This is a genomic window from Streptomyces sp. NBC_01255 (genome assembly GCF_036226445.1).
Taxonomy (GTDB): domain Bacteria; phylum Actinomycetota; class Actinomycetes; order Streptomycetales; family Streptomycetaceae; genus Streptomyces.
In genome coordinates this window covers 197,697-213,429 of the sequence record NZ_CP108474.1, presented here as the reverse complement: position 1 = coordinate 213,429, position 15,733 = coordinate 197,697, and the positions used below count along the sequence as shown (strand labels likewise).

Genomic DNA, 15,733 nt, shown 5'->3' with positions numbered 1-15,733 from the left:
GGGTTCAGGCTCCTTCGGAAGTACGGGAAGTGGTCACCGAGACCGTGAACGGCAGGTGCGCGGGGCGGGCCGCGCCCACGACCGCGCGCAGGCGGTGCGGGTCCACCGCGGCCGGGTCGGCGACCCGGAGGACGACATGCAGCCCGGCCTCGGGCGACCCGGGGAACGGGCCGAGCGGGCGGGCCGACCAGCTCGCGCCACCGCTCTCGGTGATCTCCGGCGGGACGCCGAACGCGAGCCGGACCGCCGCCGCGAGCCCTTGCCGGGTGCCGCGGACCCGGTGCAGTGCCACGGCCGAGGCGACCGCGTGGCGGCGCAGCGGAAGCGGCTCGGTGCCGTCCAGCTCCGCACCGACCCAGGTCGCGAGGTAGTCCACGAAGTCGGCGGGGGCGAGCGTCGGCGAGAAGTACGCCTCCAGCGAGTCCAGGACGGTGAACAGCGGAGCGAGGACCACGTCCAGGCCGGACACGAACCGCTGCCCGAAGTCGTCCTCGGCGTAGACGGCGGGCAGCGCCGCCCCCAGCGGGTACGGGGTCGCGAGCCCCGGCACCGTACCCCGCGCGGACCCGCTCACCGCGCCTCGATCACACGCACGCGGTGGTCGAACGGGAAGAGCAGCGCCGACGGCGCCAGCTCGATCCGGTCCGTCGTGTCGCCGCGCCGGCCCGTCAGCGGATCGGCCGGATGCAGCAGGACCTCGTCCACCAGCTCCACGCCCGGCACCCGCTGGAGCGCCGCGAAGACCTCCCCGGCCCGCAGCGGACGCCCGAACGGCCAGCCCTCGCCGTGCGCCCCGCCCGTCAGCGGGTCCAGGTACGCGTACAGCGTGTCCAGCGCCTCGGCCCGTACGCGCTCCGCCTCGGCCGCCCGGAAGGAGTGCAGCGTCGCCACCACCGTCACCCCCTGGTAGAACGGCGGCCCCACGGCGAGCCGGGTGCCCAGCGGCCGCCGCTCGTCCAGGAAACCCGTCACCCGCGACAGGAGCTCGTCGCCCGGCACGAGCTGCTCGAACCGCAGCCGCCCGCCCCGGTCCGGCACCGCCTGCGGGACGACCAGGACCCGGACCGCGTTCTCGCCGGCCTCGGCCGCGTCCGCCGCGAGGCAGGCGATCCGCGCCGCCTCGGGCGCGGCGCGCCGCGCCAGCTCCTCGTAGTCGCGGGCGGTGACGGCCCGCTCCTGCGCCCGCAGGGTGATCGGCGCGCGGGTCTTCGCCTCCTCGACGGTCTCCCCGTCGACCCCACCGCGCGCCGCCTCGCGGTTCTCGACCCGCGCGATGTACGGGATGGAGCTGCGGAGCACGGTGATCGTGGATCGGGCCACATTGCCCGCCCGGCCGCCACCAGTCCCGTACCGGGCCGCTCGGATCGCCGCACCCTTCGGCGGCACGGCCCCGAACTGCCGCAGCGTGCCGTCCGGTTGGCGTACACACGGGCCGAAGGCGATCTCGCCGGTCGTCGCGTCCAGCGTGTAGTGCCGGTCGCCGGGCCGCGACGAGGCGAAGTCGCGGACCACGTGCCACTCCTCCCAGCCACCGTCGGGGTCCTCCTCGTCCGTGACCCCGCCCGTCGCCCGCTCCGCGACCTGGAGGAGCAGGGGCGGCCGGTCCACGACCGGCGCGTGCGCGAGCCGCACCCGCTGCCCGGGGACGCCCTCGGACTCGCCGAGCTGCTCGCTCCGCACGGTCTCGGCGTGCGCCGCGCGGACCGTGCCGCCGATGGTGAACGCGCCCGCCGCCCGCACGGTCGGCGACTCGCTGTAGGACGGAAGCCCCTCGGCGGCGTCCACGACCCGGCAGCGCACCCAGCCCGCCGCGTGCCCGCCGAGCCGCGAGACCGCGTGCCCCGACGGCATGTGCAGCACCACCTCGCCGGGCCGGTTGAGCCCGCCCGTGGAGTCCTCGTCGACCTCGCACGCCGTCCATCCCTCGGCCGCCGTCCACGCCTCCCACACGAGCGGAGGCCGGCGCGGGTCCACGCCGACGCCGTCGACACGGCTGTCCAGGTCGAGGACGAGCACACAGTCCGGCACGGCAGCCGAGAGCCCGAGGAGCAGCAGGTCGCCGATGCGCGGCAGAGGAGAGAAGGCGGCGACGTCCTCGCCGCCCCTGAGGTCCTGCGAGCGGTCCTCGGGCGTGCCCCCCGCCTCCTGCCGCAGCAGATGGGTCAACTCGCAGGGCACGACGGTCAGATCGGAGCTCGTCGCGAAGACCACGGCCTCCTCCGTCTCCGTACGCCCGGTGGAGACTTCCGTGCCGGCGGGCAGCAGCACCGGCTCGGGCTGCGGCGCGGAGAGCCGGAAGGTGATCTCGGCGCGGGCTGCGGCGGGCGGGAAGAGCGTCACGCCAAGGAGGTCCAGGAACGCCAGGTGGTTCTTCTCCGGGACCCGGTTGAGGCGGTAGACGAGCTGGTCCGCCATGTGCGCGACGGCCTCCACCAGTGTGACGCCCGGGTCCGAGACGTTGTGGTCGGTCCACTCGGGGCACGCCTGCTGGATGTAGCGCTTGGCGTCGTCGACGAACTGCTGAAAGCGGCGGTCGTCGAGATGGGGTGCGGGCAGGGCCATGGGTGGCTCTTTCAGTCCTCGGAGGGGATGACGTAGAACGGGAAGACGAGATTGCGCGGGTTGTTGGCGCCGCGCACCCGGTAACGGACGTCGATGTACAGCGTGGTCGGATCCGTGGGCGCGGGGGCGACCGTGACGTCCTCCACCTCGATGCGCGGCTCCCAGCGGTCGAGCGAGGACATCACCTCGTACCGGACCCGGCCCATCGTCGCGTCGTTGACCGGAGAGAACACCAACTCGTGCACCGCACAGCCGAATTCGGGCCGCATCGGCCGTTCGCCCGGTGCCGTCGCCAGCACCAGGCGCATCGACTCCTCGATCTCGCGGTCGCGCCGGACGAGCGCGATGGACCCGCTCGGACCGGTGCGCAGCGGGAAGGCCCAGCCCGCGCCGACGAAGTGCTCACTCATGGGACGGTCCTCCTCAGATCAGCGGCGCGGCCGCGGCGACGGGGTTGAGCAGCGGGGGCGTCGTGGTGTTGAAGGTCATGGTGTTGACGGCGACCTGGGTCAGCGCCGAGACCTTGAACCTCATGCCCGCCTTGATGTCCACGCCGCGCCCCGCGTCGAGGGTGATCAGCCCCTTCGCGGAGAGCGTCAGATCCGTCCCCGACTCGATCGTCACCCCCCGCGCCCCGGAGATCGTGACCGTCCCGTCGCTGTCGATGGTCAGGGTCGTCCGGGCCTCGTTCAGCTCGACGCTCAGTCCCCCCTTCGCGGTCCGCAGCCGGATCCCGTGCGAGGCGCGCGTCCGGCCGCCCTCCTCGCGCAGCTCCACGGTGTGACCGGTACGGGACGTCAGGGCCCGCCACTGGACCCGACCGCTCGTCGGATCGACCGGCGGTACGCGGTCGGTGGCCGGGGTGTGCCGGTCGACGCCGTTGTACAGCCCCGCCAGGACGTAGGGGTGCTCAAGCGACCCCCGGTCGAAGGCGCACAGCACCTCGTCGTCCACTTCGGGCAGGACGAGACCGCCGCCCCCGCGACCGCCCAGCTGGGCGACCCGGCACCAGCCGCTCTCGTACGTCGCCGACAGCCACGGGAAGCGCAGCCTGACCCGGCCGAGCGACAGCGGGTCCTTCGTGTTCGTGACCAGCGCCACCGCGACGCCCGGCATGGGCGGCGCCGGCTCGCCGCCGCCGGAAGCCGTCCCGTACAGGGAACGGAACTGCCGCCCGGACACCGTCAGCCAGGTGGTGAACTGCCGCCCCGAGGCGAAGACATGGCGCACCCCGGTCGCGGTGTAGCGCCCCTCGAAGGGGAAGCCCGCGCCCTTCACGGCCACCGGCTGCCCCGGCTTCAGCGCGGGATTGCCGGTGACGGCGACCTCGACCTCCGCGAACGAGCCGGTGACGTCGTCCGCGAGCGCGGCGGCGGCCTGCGCCACCTCCGACTGCGTGGTGAACGGCGTTCCGGTCGCGGCGAGTTCCGCCGGACCGAAGGGCGCGACGAGCTGCGCGGGAGTGATGTCGGAGACGATGTCCCGGCTCGCCAGGGCAGGGGTCGGCGAGGCCAGCGCCTGCTTCGTCCGGGGATCCCAGCCCCGCACGTCGACCTTCCCGACCTGCCCGGCGGCCGTCACCGAGACCCGGCTGTGCAGCGTGTTGGAGCCGAAGTCCAGGACGTACGGGCTCTGCGCGGCCGGCGTGGTGTCGGCCGGCGCGGAGGACGCCGGGGGCAGGGCGGCGAAGACGAGCCGGCCCGCCGGGTCGAGCGAGAGCCGGACGTCGTTCTCGCGCGCGAGCCGGGACAGGAAGTCCCAGTCGGTGATGTTGGGCTGGGTCGCCAGCTCGTACACCGTCGGGGTGGCGTCGACCTTGCCGAGCGGGATCCGGTTGAGGGCGGCGAGCTTCCGGACGATGTCGGAGGCGGTCATGTTCGGGTAGCCCTCGACGCGCCGGCTGCGCAGGAGCCGGTGCCCGGGGTCGTACCCGCGCACGATCAGGTACCGCCCGTGGCCCGGTGACGCGTCCACCTCGACGGCGGTGACCTCCCCGGTCAGCATGGGCTCGCCGAGCCGTCCGTCGGTGAACGGCGACAGCACCGCCATGGCGCCGACCTTCAGGTAGGGGAACTTCGCAGTGAGGGTGCCGTCCTTGTCGCTGAAGGTCAGCTGGAAGGCGGAGGGGACATTGACGCTCGCGTCCACCCAGCCCTCCGTGAGCCGGACCGCGAGCGGATCCGGGAGCGGCGTGCCGTCGAGCTGCACGTGCAGGACGGTGGTGAAGGTCTTCTCGCTCATGAGGTGCCCTCGGTCTCCGGCGTTTCGGTGGTGGACGGGAGCAGCAGTTCCGTGCCGGGGCGCAGCCGCATCGGGTCGTCGATGCCGTTCGCCTCGGCGATGACCCGCCAGCGGGTCGCGTCGCCGTACTCCCGCCAGGCCAGAGAGGCCAGGGAGTCCCCGGCGACCGTGCGGTGCACACGACGGGCCGACAGTGCGCCCGAGGTCGGGTTCTGCCCTTTGGTGGCGGTGGAGACCTCGGTGAGCGAGAGCGAACACGTGGCGCGGATCGGAATGCCGCTGGGGCTGAAGAGGGTGTACGTGGCGGAGACGGAGGTGACGTACGCGACGAACCGCACCGTCGAGAACGACCCCCAGGAGAACTTCACCCACGGCGGCGACGGCGCCTTCGCGCTGATGCTCTGCTGGGTCACCTCGCAGCAGGACAGCAGCAGTTCGACCTGCTGCTGCACGTCGTTGGAGGTCGGGTCGCCGGAGCGGTCGAGGAAGACGTCCAGCTGGAGCTGGGCCGGCTGGCTGCCGGTGAACTTCGGCGGCGCGCCCCGCGTGTACGCGACGGCAGGCTCGGTGTGCCAGTTCGCGGACCGGCTCAACTGGAGTTGGTCCGGGTTGAACTGGAACTTCACCTCGCCCAGCCTGCCGCCGATGGAGCCGCCGAGATCGGTGGGCGGCTGATGGATGGCGAGTGAGGCGCGCGAGAGTCCGCGCGCGGCCAGGGCGCCCAGGAGGCCGGCCATCTCAGGCGCCTCCCGCGTCGGTGAACCCGTGGTGCGCGATCTCCAGGGTCTCGGTGGCGACGGCCGGGCTCGCCGGGTCGAGTGTCGGACCGGTCCAGCGGACCGGCAGCACCTCGACCAGACCCCATTGGGCGACGATCGAACCGTCGGCGCGCAGGGCCGCGATCTGCGCTGTCGGACGGGTGATGCCGGTGGCCAGGGACGAGATCCAGGCGGCCACCTTGGCGGTGTCGGGGGTGAGGGGGCGGGTGAGGCGGATGGTGGAGAAGGTGACGCGCGTGGGGAGCTGCCAGACGAATCCGTTGATGCCGCCCTCGTGGCGCTGCTCCACCTCCACCTCGGAGGAGAGGCCGTCGCAGCCGTTGAACAGGCCGAGGTCCTGGCCGTCGATCGTGAGCTTGAAGAAGACGGTGGATGCGGGGTCCTGCTGCGTCGGCATGGTGGCGGTTCTCTCGGTAGTTCGGTCGGGGTCGGGCGGAGGCCGGGCGGTGGCGGGGTCGGTGGCCGGGCGACGTCCGGTCAGTGGCCGTGGTCCCGGAGACGGCCCACCCGTTCGCGGTCGGCACGGAGCTCTGCGCGCAGGAGACGGGAGAGCGGGGTGACGAGCCGACGGGCCAACTCGTCGAGCTGCGTGGGTGATTCGCCGTCGGCGGGCAGGGGAGCGGCGGCCGGGGTGGTGGCGCTGCGCTGCACGGTGGGCGGCCCGGGGGCGGCGGTGCGGGTGACCGTGGTGGCGCGGGGGGCCGGCGGTGCCTGGGCGGTCGGGGGCGCGGCCCGAGGAGCGGGGGGCTGAGCGGGGGCGGGCGCCGCGGGAGCGACGGTCGGAGCCGTCACGGGAGCGCTCTGGCGTTGGACCGACACGGGTCGGGCGACGGGCCGCGCGGCAGCGGGCGGGCCGATCGGCACGACGGGCCGTGCGTTGACGGCGGGAGCCGGGGCGGCGCTGCGCTGGACGGTGGGGGTGGGCGCCGGTGTGACGAGGGGAACGGCGGGGAGCGACGCGGCCGCCGCGCGGTGGCCGGGTCCGGTGCGTACGTCGGGGACGGTGGGGACGGTGGGGGCGCCTGCGGGGCCCGGGAGGTTCGGGGCGAGCGGCCGGTCGGAGGCGAGCGGACGCGCGGACCGGCGCTGCACGGTGGGTGCCGTGGCCCGGGGGAGGTCGGTCACGGTGACCAGCGGGACGGGCGTGGAGGTGGCGCGGGGCGCGGTGGGGCTGGTCCGTGACGGGGCCGCTGCTGGTGCCGGGGCGGCCGAGGGGCCTGGGCCGGTGGGGAGGGTCGCGGTGGTCGGGGAAGCCGGAGAGACGATCGAGGTCGAAGCGGCGCGCTGGACGACAGGAGGGAGAGGCGCGGTGCCCCCGGGCCGCTTCGGGGTCGCCGAGGAACCCGGCTCGGCCGGACGGGACGGGTGGCCGAGCGCGGTGCTGGTGGTACGGGGATTCCCGGGGGCGCCTTGACCGTGCACAGCCGGCGTGTCCGGAGTCCCCGGAACGGGAGGACGAGGCGCTGCCGCCCGTTGGACCGGTGCCGACTCGGGCGCGGCTGTGGCTTCGCCGGGGCGGGAGGCGTCGGAGCTTGCGGCCGCGCGCGTGATCGGCGCCCCGATGGGAGCCCGCCGCGGCGCGGGAGTTGCAAGCGGCGCGGGTGCGTCGGGGGCAGCGCGCCGCAGGGGCGCCCCGAGTCCCGGCCGCGCCGGAGGCGTCGCGGCGGCAGGGCCCGGCCGGGTCGCAGGGTTCGCCGCCGCCGTCGTCGTCGGCCTGACCGGGCCGGCGGGAGGTGTGGGCACGGTGGCGGCGCGTTGCACGGTCGTGCCGAGTCCGGGCTCGGCAGGAGGTGTCGCGGTGGCCGGGGTCGGACGGGCCGGCGGGTTCGCACGGGGGCTTTCGGTGGCCGGGCGCGCGGGTGAGGCCGGGGTCGTCGGGTTGACCGGGCCGGTCGGGGCGGCGGGAGGTGCCGGCACGGTGGCGGAGCGCTGCACGGTCGCGCCGTGTTCGGGGCCGGTGGGGGGCGTCGCGGTGGCCGGGGTCGGACGGGCCGGCGGGGTCGCACGGGGGGCTGCGGTGGCGGGGTGTGCGGGTGAGGCCGGCGTCGTCGGCTGTACGGACGTGGTGGGTGCCTCGCTCGCCAGGGGTGCCGGGGGTGCCGGGGTTGCCGGAGGCGGCGGGGTGGACGCCGTCGTGTTCCAGTCGGCGCCCGGGGCGCGCCGTGAGCGGCGTACAGGAGGACGGCGCTGCACGGGAGAGGCGGGCGTGCCGACCGTGGTGGAGGGTGTCCCGGGCCCCGCCGGGGGAGCGGAGCCCGGGACGTTCTGGGACCGCACGGGAGCGGAGGGCCCCGGTGCGGTGAGGGGCGGCACGGCGGCCGGGGCGGTCGAGCCGCCTTCGGGCGTACGCGAAGGGGTCGCCGCCCGCTGGACGGGCGCCGTACCCGGCGCGGCCGTGCCACCGGGCCGCGCGGTGCCGGCCGGGGCCAGGAGCCGGGGCGGTTGCACGGGTCGCGCGGAGACCAGCGGCGAGCGCCGGACAGGCGGCGCGGGCCGGACAGGCGGCGCGGGCCGGACGGGTCCTGGGGGTGCGGCACTGGTTGTCGGCGTTCCCCGACGGGGGCCACTGCCGGTCTCGCCGACGGGCGCGACGGCCGATACAGCGGCCTCGGCCTCGGGGACGGACGGCCCCGTCGTCCGTACGGGAGCGGCGGCCCGCTGAACCGCCGCCCGGGGAGCCGGCCGGGTCGAGGGCGCGGACGGAGAGGCCGACGGAGACGTGGACCGTGAAGGTGAGGGAGACGTGGACGGTGAGGGTGAGGATGAGGGTTTGGGCGACCCGGACGGGGGAGCTGATCGGGTCGCGTCCGTGCGCCCGGTCACGCGGGGCGCGCTGTCCCCCCGTACAGGAGCGGACGCAGCCTCACTCCGTACCGGGCGGTCACCCGTCCCCGTGCTCCGTACGCCCGAAGGGGCGGCCGCGCGCTGCACGGCCGCCGGCGCCACCGTTCGTACACCGCTCGTCGCGGACGCGTCCGCGGCCGCGCCGGACGCCGTTCCCGCCACCGGAAGTCGCAGACCCGGCAGTTCCGGCGGTTCCGTTCCCTCCGGGCGGGGCGCCTGCCGGGGTACGGGCCGCACCGCGTCCAGGAGCAGGCCGCCGGGTGCGTCCGGCACCGCGCCGTGGCCGAGGTCGGTCTGGAAGGAGGGGTTCCAGTGGGTCGCGAGCGACGCGGCGAAGCCGTGCTCCGCGATGGTGCGCGGGGCGTCGACGACCCGCTGTACGGGCGGCAGCGCCCGCCAGGCGTCGCCGGGCGCCGTGGCGCGGGCGACGGGCGCCGCGCTCTCCTCGGAGGCACCGGCCTCCGCCCCGGGCGACTTCCGCGCCCGCCACTTCCCGAACATGCCCATCCTCTCCGCCCTCCCTTCCCCGTAAAGCCCTTATGCCTGCGACCGCTCCACCAGCGAGGCCACCTGTGCCACGTACCTCCGCCGGTCCGCGTGCTCCAGGTCGAGGATGTCGTCCATGCCCCAGTGGAAGTGGAAGGCGAGGTACGCGGTCTCCTCCTCGATCCGGTCGACCGCGTACGTCACGATTCCCCCAGGCGGCTCCCGGCCAGCTCGACCTCGAAGGACTCCTCGCAGTGCGGGCAGGCGACGGCGGCCCTGGTGTGGCCCTCGGCGTTGATCTGCCGGTAGAAGTCCTGGAGGAACGCGAGGTCGGAGGCGAACATGTTCTCCACCGTCCCGTCGTGGACCGACGGGAGCGTGCCCAGCCGGGTGATGACCCGGCCGAGCAGCACCACGGACAGGTACGCCGGGTTCTCGCGGACCCGGATGTCACGCAGCGGGAGCAGCTCGTCCCGTGCCGTGGCCAGCCGCATCGCCCCGTTGCGGTGCACCGTGCCCGCCTCGTCGACGAACCCGCGCGGCAGTTCGAACGCGAACTCCGTACGGAGAGGCTCCTGTTGGCGGTGCTGTGGCGTACCCGCCGATCCCTCGCGTCGCATCAGCCGAGCGTCAGCTCTTCGAAGGTGATGGTGACCTGCTCGGTCAGGGCCGCCGCGTCACCGGCCTTGGTCGCGCTCAACTCCACCTTGGTGCACCAGGCGTTGCGCAGGTTGTAGCGCTTCACCTCGCTGAGCTGGTAGTCGAGGAAGATGATGGACGCGTCCTTGCGTGCCGCGCCCATGTCGCCGGCGATGGACGACGCGATCCACTCGGTGAAGGCGGCGGACTGCGTCGCACCGCGGGTCACCGTGCACTCGCCGGCCTTCTTCACGCCGGGGAGCTTCTTGATCATCGGCTTGCCGTCCGCCGAGACCTGCTGGAACTCGATGACGTCCTGCTCCATCGAGAGGCCGCTGATCTCCTGGAGGGTCTCGACCATCACGCCGTCGATCTGCAGGCCGAAATTGTGGGTAGTGAGGGCGTCACCGGTGTCGAGGGACATGGGGGATCACTCCTGTTCGTGTGGCGGGGGCTGGCTCGGGGGTCGTGCGGTGAAGCGGCGCGGAGGGGGCGCTCAGGGCGAGCTGAGGGGGCCAGGGGCCTACTCCTCCAGGTCGCCGCCACCGCCCTGGAACTGCGCGAGGCGGAAGACCACGAACTCGGCGGGCTTCACGGGCGCGATGCCGATCTCGCACACGACCCGGCCGAGGTCGACCGACTCCGGGGGGTTGGTCTCGGCGTCGCACTTCACGTAGAAGGCGTCCTCGGCCCGCTGGCCGAACAGGGCTCCCTGACGCCACTCGTTGACGAGGAAGGCCGAGATGTTGCGGCGGATCCGCGCCCACAGCGACTGGTCGTTGGGCTCGAAGACGACCCACTGCGTACCGACGAGGATGGACTCCTCGAGGTAGTTGAAGTAGCGGCGGACGTTCAGGTAACGCCAGGCCGGATCGGAGGCCAGCGTCCGCGCGCCCCACACCCGGATCCCGCGGCCCGGGAACGCGCGGATGCAGTTCACGCCGATCGGGTTGAGCAGGTCCTGCTCGCCGCGCGTGATCTGCAGCTCCAGGTCGACCGCGCCGCGCACGATCTCGTTGGCGGGGGCCTTGTGGACACCGCGCTCGGAGTCGTTGCGGGCCCACACACCGGCCATGTGGCCGGACGGCGGAACCGTACGGGTCTGGCCGGTCGCCGGGTCGAACGACTTGATCCACGGGTAGTAGAGGGCCGCGTACCGCGAGTCGTAACCGGCGGTCTCCTGGCGCCAGGTGCGGATGTCGCGGGCGTTGAGGGCGGGCGGCGGGTCGAGGATCGCCATCCGGTCGCCCATCAGCTCGCAGTGCGCGATCAGGCCGAGCTGGACGGCCTTGACCTGCTCCAGGTCGATGAGCCCCTGCTGGTAGGCGGCCATCAGGTCGGGCACGGCGACCATGTTGATCTCGTCGTACGCCTCCAGGCCGCCGAAGCCGGTGCGGTCGGCCGAATCGCCGATGAACTGCCCGGACTCCAGCGCGGCGGACGTGCTGGTCGCCGCCGCGACCGGTGCCGGAAGCTGCGCGGGCGGAGCGAGCGTCACGGCCTGCGCGTCGGGCCGGACGAGCTGCCCGCCGGCGGCGGCCTCCTCCAGGACGATGGTCTTGGAGCGCTGCTTGACCTGCGCCACGACGAAGTTGCGGGCGCTCTTCTTCGCGGAGGCGTCGAAGCTCTCCACGACCTTCTCGCCGTCCTTGACGACCAGCTTGAAGCGCTCGGCGTCGCCCTCGACGTCCTGCACCTCGACCGTGAGCGATCCGCCCGCCTCCGAGCCGGCGGCGATCGCCGCGACCCGGAACGCGCCGAGCGCGACGGCCTCGCCGGGGACGAGCCGCGGCTCGGCGGGTGCGGCGGTCCCGATGGCCTGCGTGGCGCCCAGCGCGTCCCCGCCGCCGACGCGCACGACGTAGGCCGCGGTGCCGCCGTTGTTGAAGAACCCGTAGACGGAGTGGGCGAGGTAGTACCCGTCCGTGAAGTCGCCGAACGAGGCCACGTACTGCGACCAGTTGGTGACGAGCACCGGCTCGTTGAGCGGTCCGACGGGCGAGAGGCCGACGAACGCGGCGACGGAGGTCCCGACGCCCTCGATGGGACGGGAGCCGCTGGCGACTTCCTCGACGTAGACGCCGGGGGACAGGTAGGTGGGCACGGTCGGTTGCTCCTCGCTGGTGGGGTCGGTCGGCATCGGCGTTGTCGCGGCGCTCCGACACGGCCGACTCTCCCCTGAAGACCGTCCCTCGCGGGAGGAATGAACGGGCGGGCACGAGGGCAGGAGAACGTGCCCGAAAGTCCCGTGCCCGAAGGGCCGGCCCAGGGGGCGGCGCGGGCACGCGATCCTGCCCGCGAACAGGGACTTTCGGGCAGCCGCGCACCGCACTCGCCCCCCTAGCCTTCGCCCATGACCATGTGGACCTCTCTGGACCCGGCCGATGTGACCGTCGAGCCAGGGGCCCGGACCTCCGCCCGCCTGCGGGTACGCAACACCGGGGATACCGTCGAGGAGTACCGGCTTTCGCTCGTCGGCAAACCCTCGGGCTGGGCCCGGGTGGAGCCGGACGTCCTCCGCCTCTATCCGGGCAGCGAGGGGACCGCCGAGATCTCGTTCGCCCCGCCCCGCTCCTCGGATGTGGAGGCCGGACCCGTCGCGTACGGCATCCGTGTCGACCCCCGGGAGAACACCGGCGCCCGGGACGTGGTGGAGGGCCGGCTGACCCTCACGCCCTTCACCGAGACGCGCGCCGAACTGCTGCCGCCCGCGCTCATCGGCCGCTTCCGCGGCCGGGCCCGGATCGCCGTGGACAACCTCGGCAACACTCCGCTGACCGCGTCCCTCGTGGCCCGCGACGACACGAACCGCCTCACCTTCGACGTACGGCCCAACGCCGTGCAGATCGCCCCGGGCCGCGCCGCCTTCGGCGAGCTCGTGGTCCGGCCGCAGGCCGTGCGGTGGACCGGCGCCGAGGAGTCGCACCGCTTCACCGTGTCCGTGCGGCGCGCGGGCGACGACACCGCCCTCGACCTCGACGCCACGTTCGACCAGCGTCCCGTCCTGGGGAACTGGCTGGTGGTGGCGGGCGGACTCCTGCTGACCGCCGTGATCGCCTTCATCGTGCTCTGGTTCAACTTCTCGCCGAAGATCGTCAGCGCGGCCAAGGAGATCCAGGCGACGGGCGCGCCCAGGCCCGCGCCGCAGGGCAGCGGGGACGCGCTCCCCGAGGCACCCCCGCCGCCCGGCGAGACCGGAGGACCGCCCGCCGGCGGAAACGAGTCCGGCGGCGCCCCGCCCCCCACGGACGGGGCGGCACCGCCGCCCGCCGGCGGAGACGGCGGTGGGGGCGGCGGAGATGGCGGGAATGACGGCGGCGGCGGAGGAGGAGGCGGTGCCGGAGGAGGCGGCAATTCGGACGGCGAAACGATCGAAGCCGAACCCCAGGAAAGCGCACCGACCCAGCCCGTGCAGGACGGCGGCGAGATCACCGCACCAGGACCGGGCACCGGCGACGGCGGGAACAAGCAGACCACGCCCCCGCCCGCCCCGGTGAGGAACGAACCCCCGTGGCGCATGGGGGACGCACCGGAGATCGTCGTCGAGTTCGCCCAGGAGCGACTGGCCGCCCTCGACAACGCCTGCGACCTCAAGCCGGGGTGGACCAGGGGAGTGATCGACGGGCGGACCCGTGACTCCCTCGTCTGTTACCAGAAGGTGGTCGTCTCGGACGGTGAGAACAAGGGGAAGAACTCCGCCGCGATCTTCCACACCGACACGGAGGGAGAGCTCGGCCGGGCCACCCTCACCTCTCTGTGGGCCCAGGGGATCACCGTCGACTCGGTGAAGCCCGGCACCACGACCTGGCAGACCACCCAGCTCATGGCGGCCTTCTGGTGGGCGATCAACCGTGGCTTCGACGAGGGCGACATGGTCATGGCGCGCACCAACGCCCAGTACGGCATCGACCACTTCCGCGAGAAGCGGGACAAGACCAGCAAGTATAGCACCCAAGTCGCCGACCACATCAAGCAGTACCAGTCGGCCGTCGGGCTCCCGGCCACCGGGACCGTCAACTCGGACACTCTCAAGAAGATGGTCGGCGGCAGCGTGAAGAGGTGAGCTGACGGGCGAGGGACGTGAACGCGTCGAGGGGGCCACCCGCACGGGTGGCCCCCTCGACAAGGTCTCAGGGGACGCTCCCCCCACGCTCCTACGGTGCCCAGGGCATGCCCGCGTCGTGCACCAGCCGTCCCGCCTTCTCGTACTCGCGCCGCGCCCCGGCCCGTACGTCGTCCGCGGTCACGGCCGAGCCGCGCGCCGCCGCCAGGTACCCGGCCGTCACCGCCGCCGACCGGATCGCACCGCCCGCGAGCTCGAACTCCGCCGCACAGCGCGCGATCTCCTCACCGAGGCCCTCGGCCTTCGGCGTGCCCGCCAGACAGGAGTGCCAGAGCGCGACCCGCTGCCCGGCGTCCGGGAACGGGAAGTCCACGACCAGGTCGAGCCGGCGGGTGAACGCCTCGTCGATGTTGGCCCGCAGGTTGGTCGTGAGCAGCGCGATCCCGGCGAACGACTCGAGCCGCTGGAGCAGATACGCGCTCTCCAGATTGGCGTACCGGTCGTGCGAGCTCTTCACCTCCGACCGCTTGCCGAACACCGCGTCGGCCTCGTCGAAGAGCAGTACGCAGTCGGTGCGGTCCACCTCGACGAAGATCCGTTCCAGGTTCTTCTCCGTCTCGCCGACGTACTTGTCGACCACGGACGACAGGTCCACCACATAGAGGTCCAGGCCCAGTTCACCCGCGACGACCTCGGCGGCCAGCGTCTTGCCGGTGCCCGATTCGCCGGCGAACAGCGCGACGACGCCGCGTCCGCGTCCGCCGCCGGTGCGCAGCCGCCACTCGCCGAGCACCCGGTCCCGGTTGCGGGCCCGCCCGGTCAGTTCGTGCAGCAACCCCAACGGCTCCTCGGGCAGCACGAGATCGGCGAGTCCGACGGCGGGCCGGATCCGCCGGGCATGGCTGTCCAGGAGCGGCGCGGAGACCAGCCGGGCGCTGCGCTGCACCTGCGCGAGGGTCGGCGCGGTGCCCTCGAACGCGGCGAGCGCCCGCGCCGAGCGAGCCGCCCGGCGGACCTGGTCACCACTGAGCCGGTACGGCGCCGTGGCCTCCTCCAGATCGAAGTCACCCTCCCGTGCGCCGAGTTCGTGGTGCCACAGGTCGCCGCCGGGGCCCGCCGCTCCGTCCGGGGCGTCGAGCGCGAGCAGCTCCGCGTCCGGTGCCCACCTCGGGTCGGGCGCGTCGGTGCCCGCGAGGACCACCGTGGCCCTGGCCGAGGCCAACACCCGTACCAATGGCCCGGGTTGTGAAGGAAGCGGCTCGACGACCACGGCGGCACCGCGCAGACGTGCCTCGCGCAGCAGGGCGCGCGCCGCCGGTACGTCGACACACTCCGGCCGGTACCGGAGCACGGCCCGCCCGGCGTCGCGCAGCGCGGCCACGACGGAATCGGTGGCGGCACCGGGCATACGCTCCCGCAGGTGTACGGTGACGGGCCCGGCGGCCGCGACGCGCGCGCCGAGCGTCACGGGCACATCAACCGCCCGTACCTCGCCCGCGCCGGTCGGCGGCAGCAACTCCACGCCGACGCCGAGCAGTTCCGCGTCCAAGCGGCTGTCGTCGCCCAGCAGGTGCGCCACCAGACGCTCCGGCACGCGCAGCGCCCGCCCGGGCAGCGGCCGGTCCTCGTCCTCCAGGACCAGCAACCCTCCGGCGAGCAGCGGCGCGGCCGGGTGGAAGCGGTCCCGGGCAGCCGGGTCGAAGGGACCGGTGCCGGCGAGGTCGAGGGCGAGCGCCACGGTGGCACGGCGCCGTCCGACGTCGTCATTGAGATACCCGTACAGCGCCTCGAAGCCCCGGTCCACGTCGGGCGCGAGCGCCGCGACGAGGACGTGCGCGTCGAGCGCGGACAGACCGAAGGTCCGGGTGAGCGCCGCGAGCCGGTCCGTACCGCCGGTGTCCGGCGGCGTGACGGCGGCGTCGCCCCCGGCCGCGCCCCCCGCTGTGCCCCCCGTCGCGTCCCCCGCCGTGCGCACCGGCTCCGCCGCGATCCGGCGCGCCGTCTCCTCGGTGATGTAGAGGCCGCGCAGCGGATCGCCCGCCGTGGGGTCTCCGGCGGCGCGGGCGTCCACGAGCGCGGCGACCCGTGTGCGCAGCGCGGCGATCAGTTCCAGCACGCC

15 protein-coding genes are annotated in these 15,733 nt (G+C 74.1%); 3 read left to right on the top strand and 12 right to left on the bottom strand.

Annotated features, from left to right (window positions below; genetic code table 11):
- Positions 1-4: 4 nt before the first annotated feature.
- The 7 genes from OG357_RS00860 to OG357_RS00830 all read right to left on the bottom strand — a co-directional run bounded on the left by OG357_RS00860 (position 5) and on the right by OG357_RS00830 (position 6,707).
- Positions 5-574, bottom strand: a complete 570-nt coding sequence (locus OG357_RS00860; RefSeq protein WP_329619232.1) for a phage tail protein — start codon at positions 572-574, stop codon at positions 5-7.
- Positions 571-2,562, bottom strand: a complete 1,992-nt coding sequence (locus OG357_RS00855) for a putative baseplate assembly protein (RefSeq protein WP_329619231.1) — start codon at positions 2,560-2,562, stop codon at positions 571-573. The genes OG357_RS00860 and OG357_RS00855 overlap by 4 nt, the downstream gene beginning before the upstream one ends.
- An 11-nt stretch (positions 2,563-2,573) precedes the next feature.
- The gene (locus OG357_RS00850) at positions 2,574-2,972 is read right to left on the bottom strand and encodes a GPW/gp25 family protein (protein ID WP_024759521.1); all 399 of its coding nucleotides are present in this window, start codon (positions 2,970-2,972) and stop codon (positions 2,574-2,576) included.
- Positions 2,973-2,985: 13 nt separating this feature from the next.
- Positions 2,986-4,803: a VgrG-related protein gene (locus OG357_RS00845; RefSeq protein WP_329619230.1), complete on the bottom strand. Its 1,818-nt coding sequence runs from the start codon at positions 4,801-4,803 to the stop codon at positions 2,986-2,988.
- Positions 4,800-5,540, bottom strand: a complete 741-nt coding sequence (locus tag OG357_RS00840; protein WP_329619229.1) for a CIS tube protein — start codon at positions 5,538-5,540, stop codon at positions 4,800-4,802. Before OG357_RS00840 ends, OG357_RS00845 begins: the two co-directional genes overlap by 4 nt.
- Before the next feature lies 1 nt (position 5,541).
- A complete protein-coding gene (locus OG357_RS00835; protein ID WP_329619228.1) occupies positions 5,542-5,979 on the bottom strand; it encodes a phage tail protein in 438 nt (145 codons plus the stop codon).
- Between the two features lie 80 nt (positions 5,980-6,059).
- Positions 6,060-6,707, bottom strand: a complete 648-nt coding sequence (locus tag OG357_RS00830) for a hypothetical protein (protein ID WP_329619227.1) — start codon at positions 6,705-6,707, stop codon at positions 6,060-6,062.
- A gap of 1,081 nt (positions 6,708-7,788) precedes the next feature.
- Between OG357_RS00830 and OG357_RS00825 the strand changes: the two genes are divergently transcribed.
- Positions 7,789-8,244, top strand: coding sequence for a hypothetical protein (locus OG357_RS00825; RefSeq protein ID WP_329619226.1), 456 nt, complete (start codon positions 7,789-7,791; stop codon positions 8,242-8,244).
- Positions 8,245-8,475: 231 nt separating this feature from the next.
- The gene (locus OG357_RS00820; protein WP_329619225.1) at positions 8,476-8,958 is read left to right on the top strand and encodes a hypothetical protein; all 483 of its coding nucleotides are present in this window, start codon (positions 8,476-8,478) and stop codon (positions 8,956-8,958) included.
- A gap of 5 nt (positions 8,959-8,963) precedes the next feature.
- Here OG357_RS00820 and OG357_RS00815 read toward each other — a convergent pair whose 3' ends face one another.
- The 4 genes from OG357_RS00815 to OG357_RS00800 form a co-directional block, all read right to left on the bottom strand.
- Positions 8,964-9,116, bottom strand: a complete 153-nt coding sequence (locus OG357_RS00815; protein ID WP_017242135.1) for a DUF6760 family protein — start codon at positions 9,114-9,116, stop codon at positions 8,964-8,966.
- Complete coding sequence (locus OG357_RS00810) at positions 9,113-9,532, bottom strand: hypothetical protein (protein ID WP_329619224.1); 420 nt, start codon at positions 9,530-9,532, stop codon at positions 9,113-9,115. The genes OG357_RS00815 and OG357_RS00810 overlap by 4 nt, the downstream gene beginning before the upstream one ends.
- On the bottom strand, positions 9,532-9,975 hold the full coding sequence (locus OG357_RS00805; protein WP_024754772.1) for a phage tail protein: 444 nt from the start codon (positions 9,973-9,975) through the stop codon (positions 9,532-9,534). Before OG357_RS00805 ends, OG357_RS00810 begins: the two co-directional genes overlap by 1 nt.
- Before the next feature lie 99 nt (positions 9,976-10,074).
- On the bottom strand, positions 10,075-11,655 hold the full coding sequence (locus tag OG357_RS00800; protein WP_329619223.1) for a phage tail sheath family protein: 1,581 nt from the start codon (positions 11,653-11,655) through the stop codon (positions 10,075-10,077).
- A 249-nt stretch (positions 11,656-11,904) separates the two neighbouring features.
- On the opposite strand from OG357_RS00800, the gene OG357_RS00795 reads away from it, so the two are divergent.
- Entirely contained in the window at positions 11,905-13,614 is a 1,710-nt protein-coding gene (locus tag OG357_RS00795) for a peptidoglycan-binding domain-containing protein (RefSeq protein WP_329619222.1), read from the top strand.
- 91 nt (positions 13,615-13,705) lie between these two features.
- Here OG357_RS00795 and OG357_RS00790 read toward each other — a convergent pair whose 3' ends face one another.
- Positions 13,706-15,730 (bottom strand): ATP-binding protein, encoded by a 2,025-nt coding sequence (locus OG357_RS00790; RefSeq protein ID WP_329619221.1) that lies wholly within the window; start codon positions 15,728-15,730, stop codon positions 13,706-13,708.
- Between the last annotated feature and the right edge of the window lie 3 nt (positions 15,731-15,733).

Coding starts and splice junctions, on each gene's coding strand:
- OG357_RS00855 (WP_329619231.1), bottom strand. CDS start 2,562: ATGGCCCTGCCCGCACCCCATCTCGACGACCGCCGCTTTCAGCAGTTC.
- OG357_RS00850 (WP_024759521.1), bottom strand. CDS start 2,972: ATGAGTGAGCACTTCGTCGGCGCGGGCTGGGCCTTCCCGCTGCGCACC.
- OG357_RS00845 (WP_329619230.1), bottom strand. CDS start 4,803: ATGAGCGAGAAGACCTTCACCACCGTCCTGCACGTGCAGCTCGACGGC.
- OG357_RS00840 (WP_329619229.1), bottom strand. CDS start 5,540: ATGGCCGGCCTCCTGGGCGCCCTGGCCGCGCGCGGACTCTCGCGCGCC.
- OG357_RS00835 (WP_329619228.1), bottom strand. CDS start 5,979: ATGCCGACGCAGCAGGACCCCGCATCCACCGTCTTCTTCAAGCTCACG.
- OG357_RS00810 (WP_329619224.1), bottom strand. CDS start 9,532: ATGCGACGCGAGGGATCGGCGGGTACGCCACAGCACCGCCAACAGGAG.
- OG357_RS00805 (WP_024754772.1), bottom strand. CDS start 9,975: ATGTCCCTCGACACCGGTGACGCCCTCACTACCCACAATTTCGGCCTG.
- OG357_RS00795 (WP_329619222.1), top strand. CDS start 11,905: ATGACCATGTGGACCTCTCTGGACCCGGCCGATGTGACCGTCGAGCCA.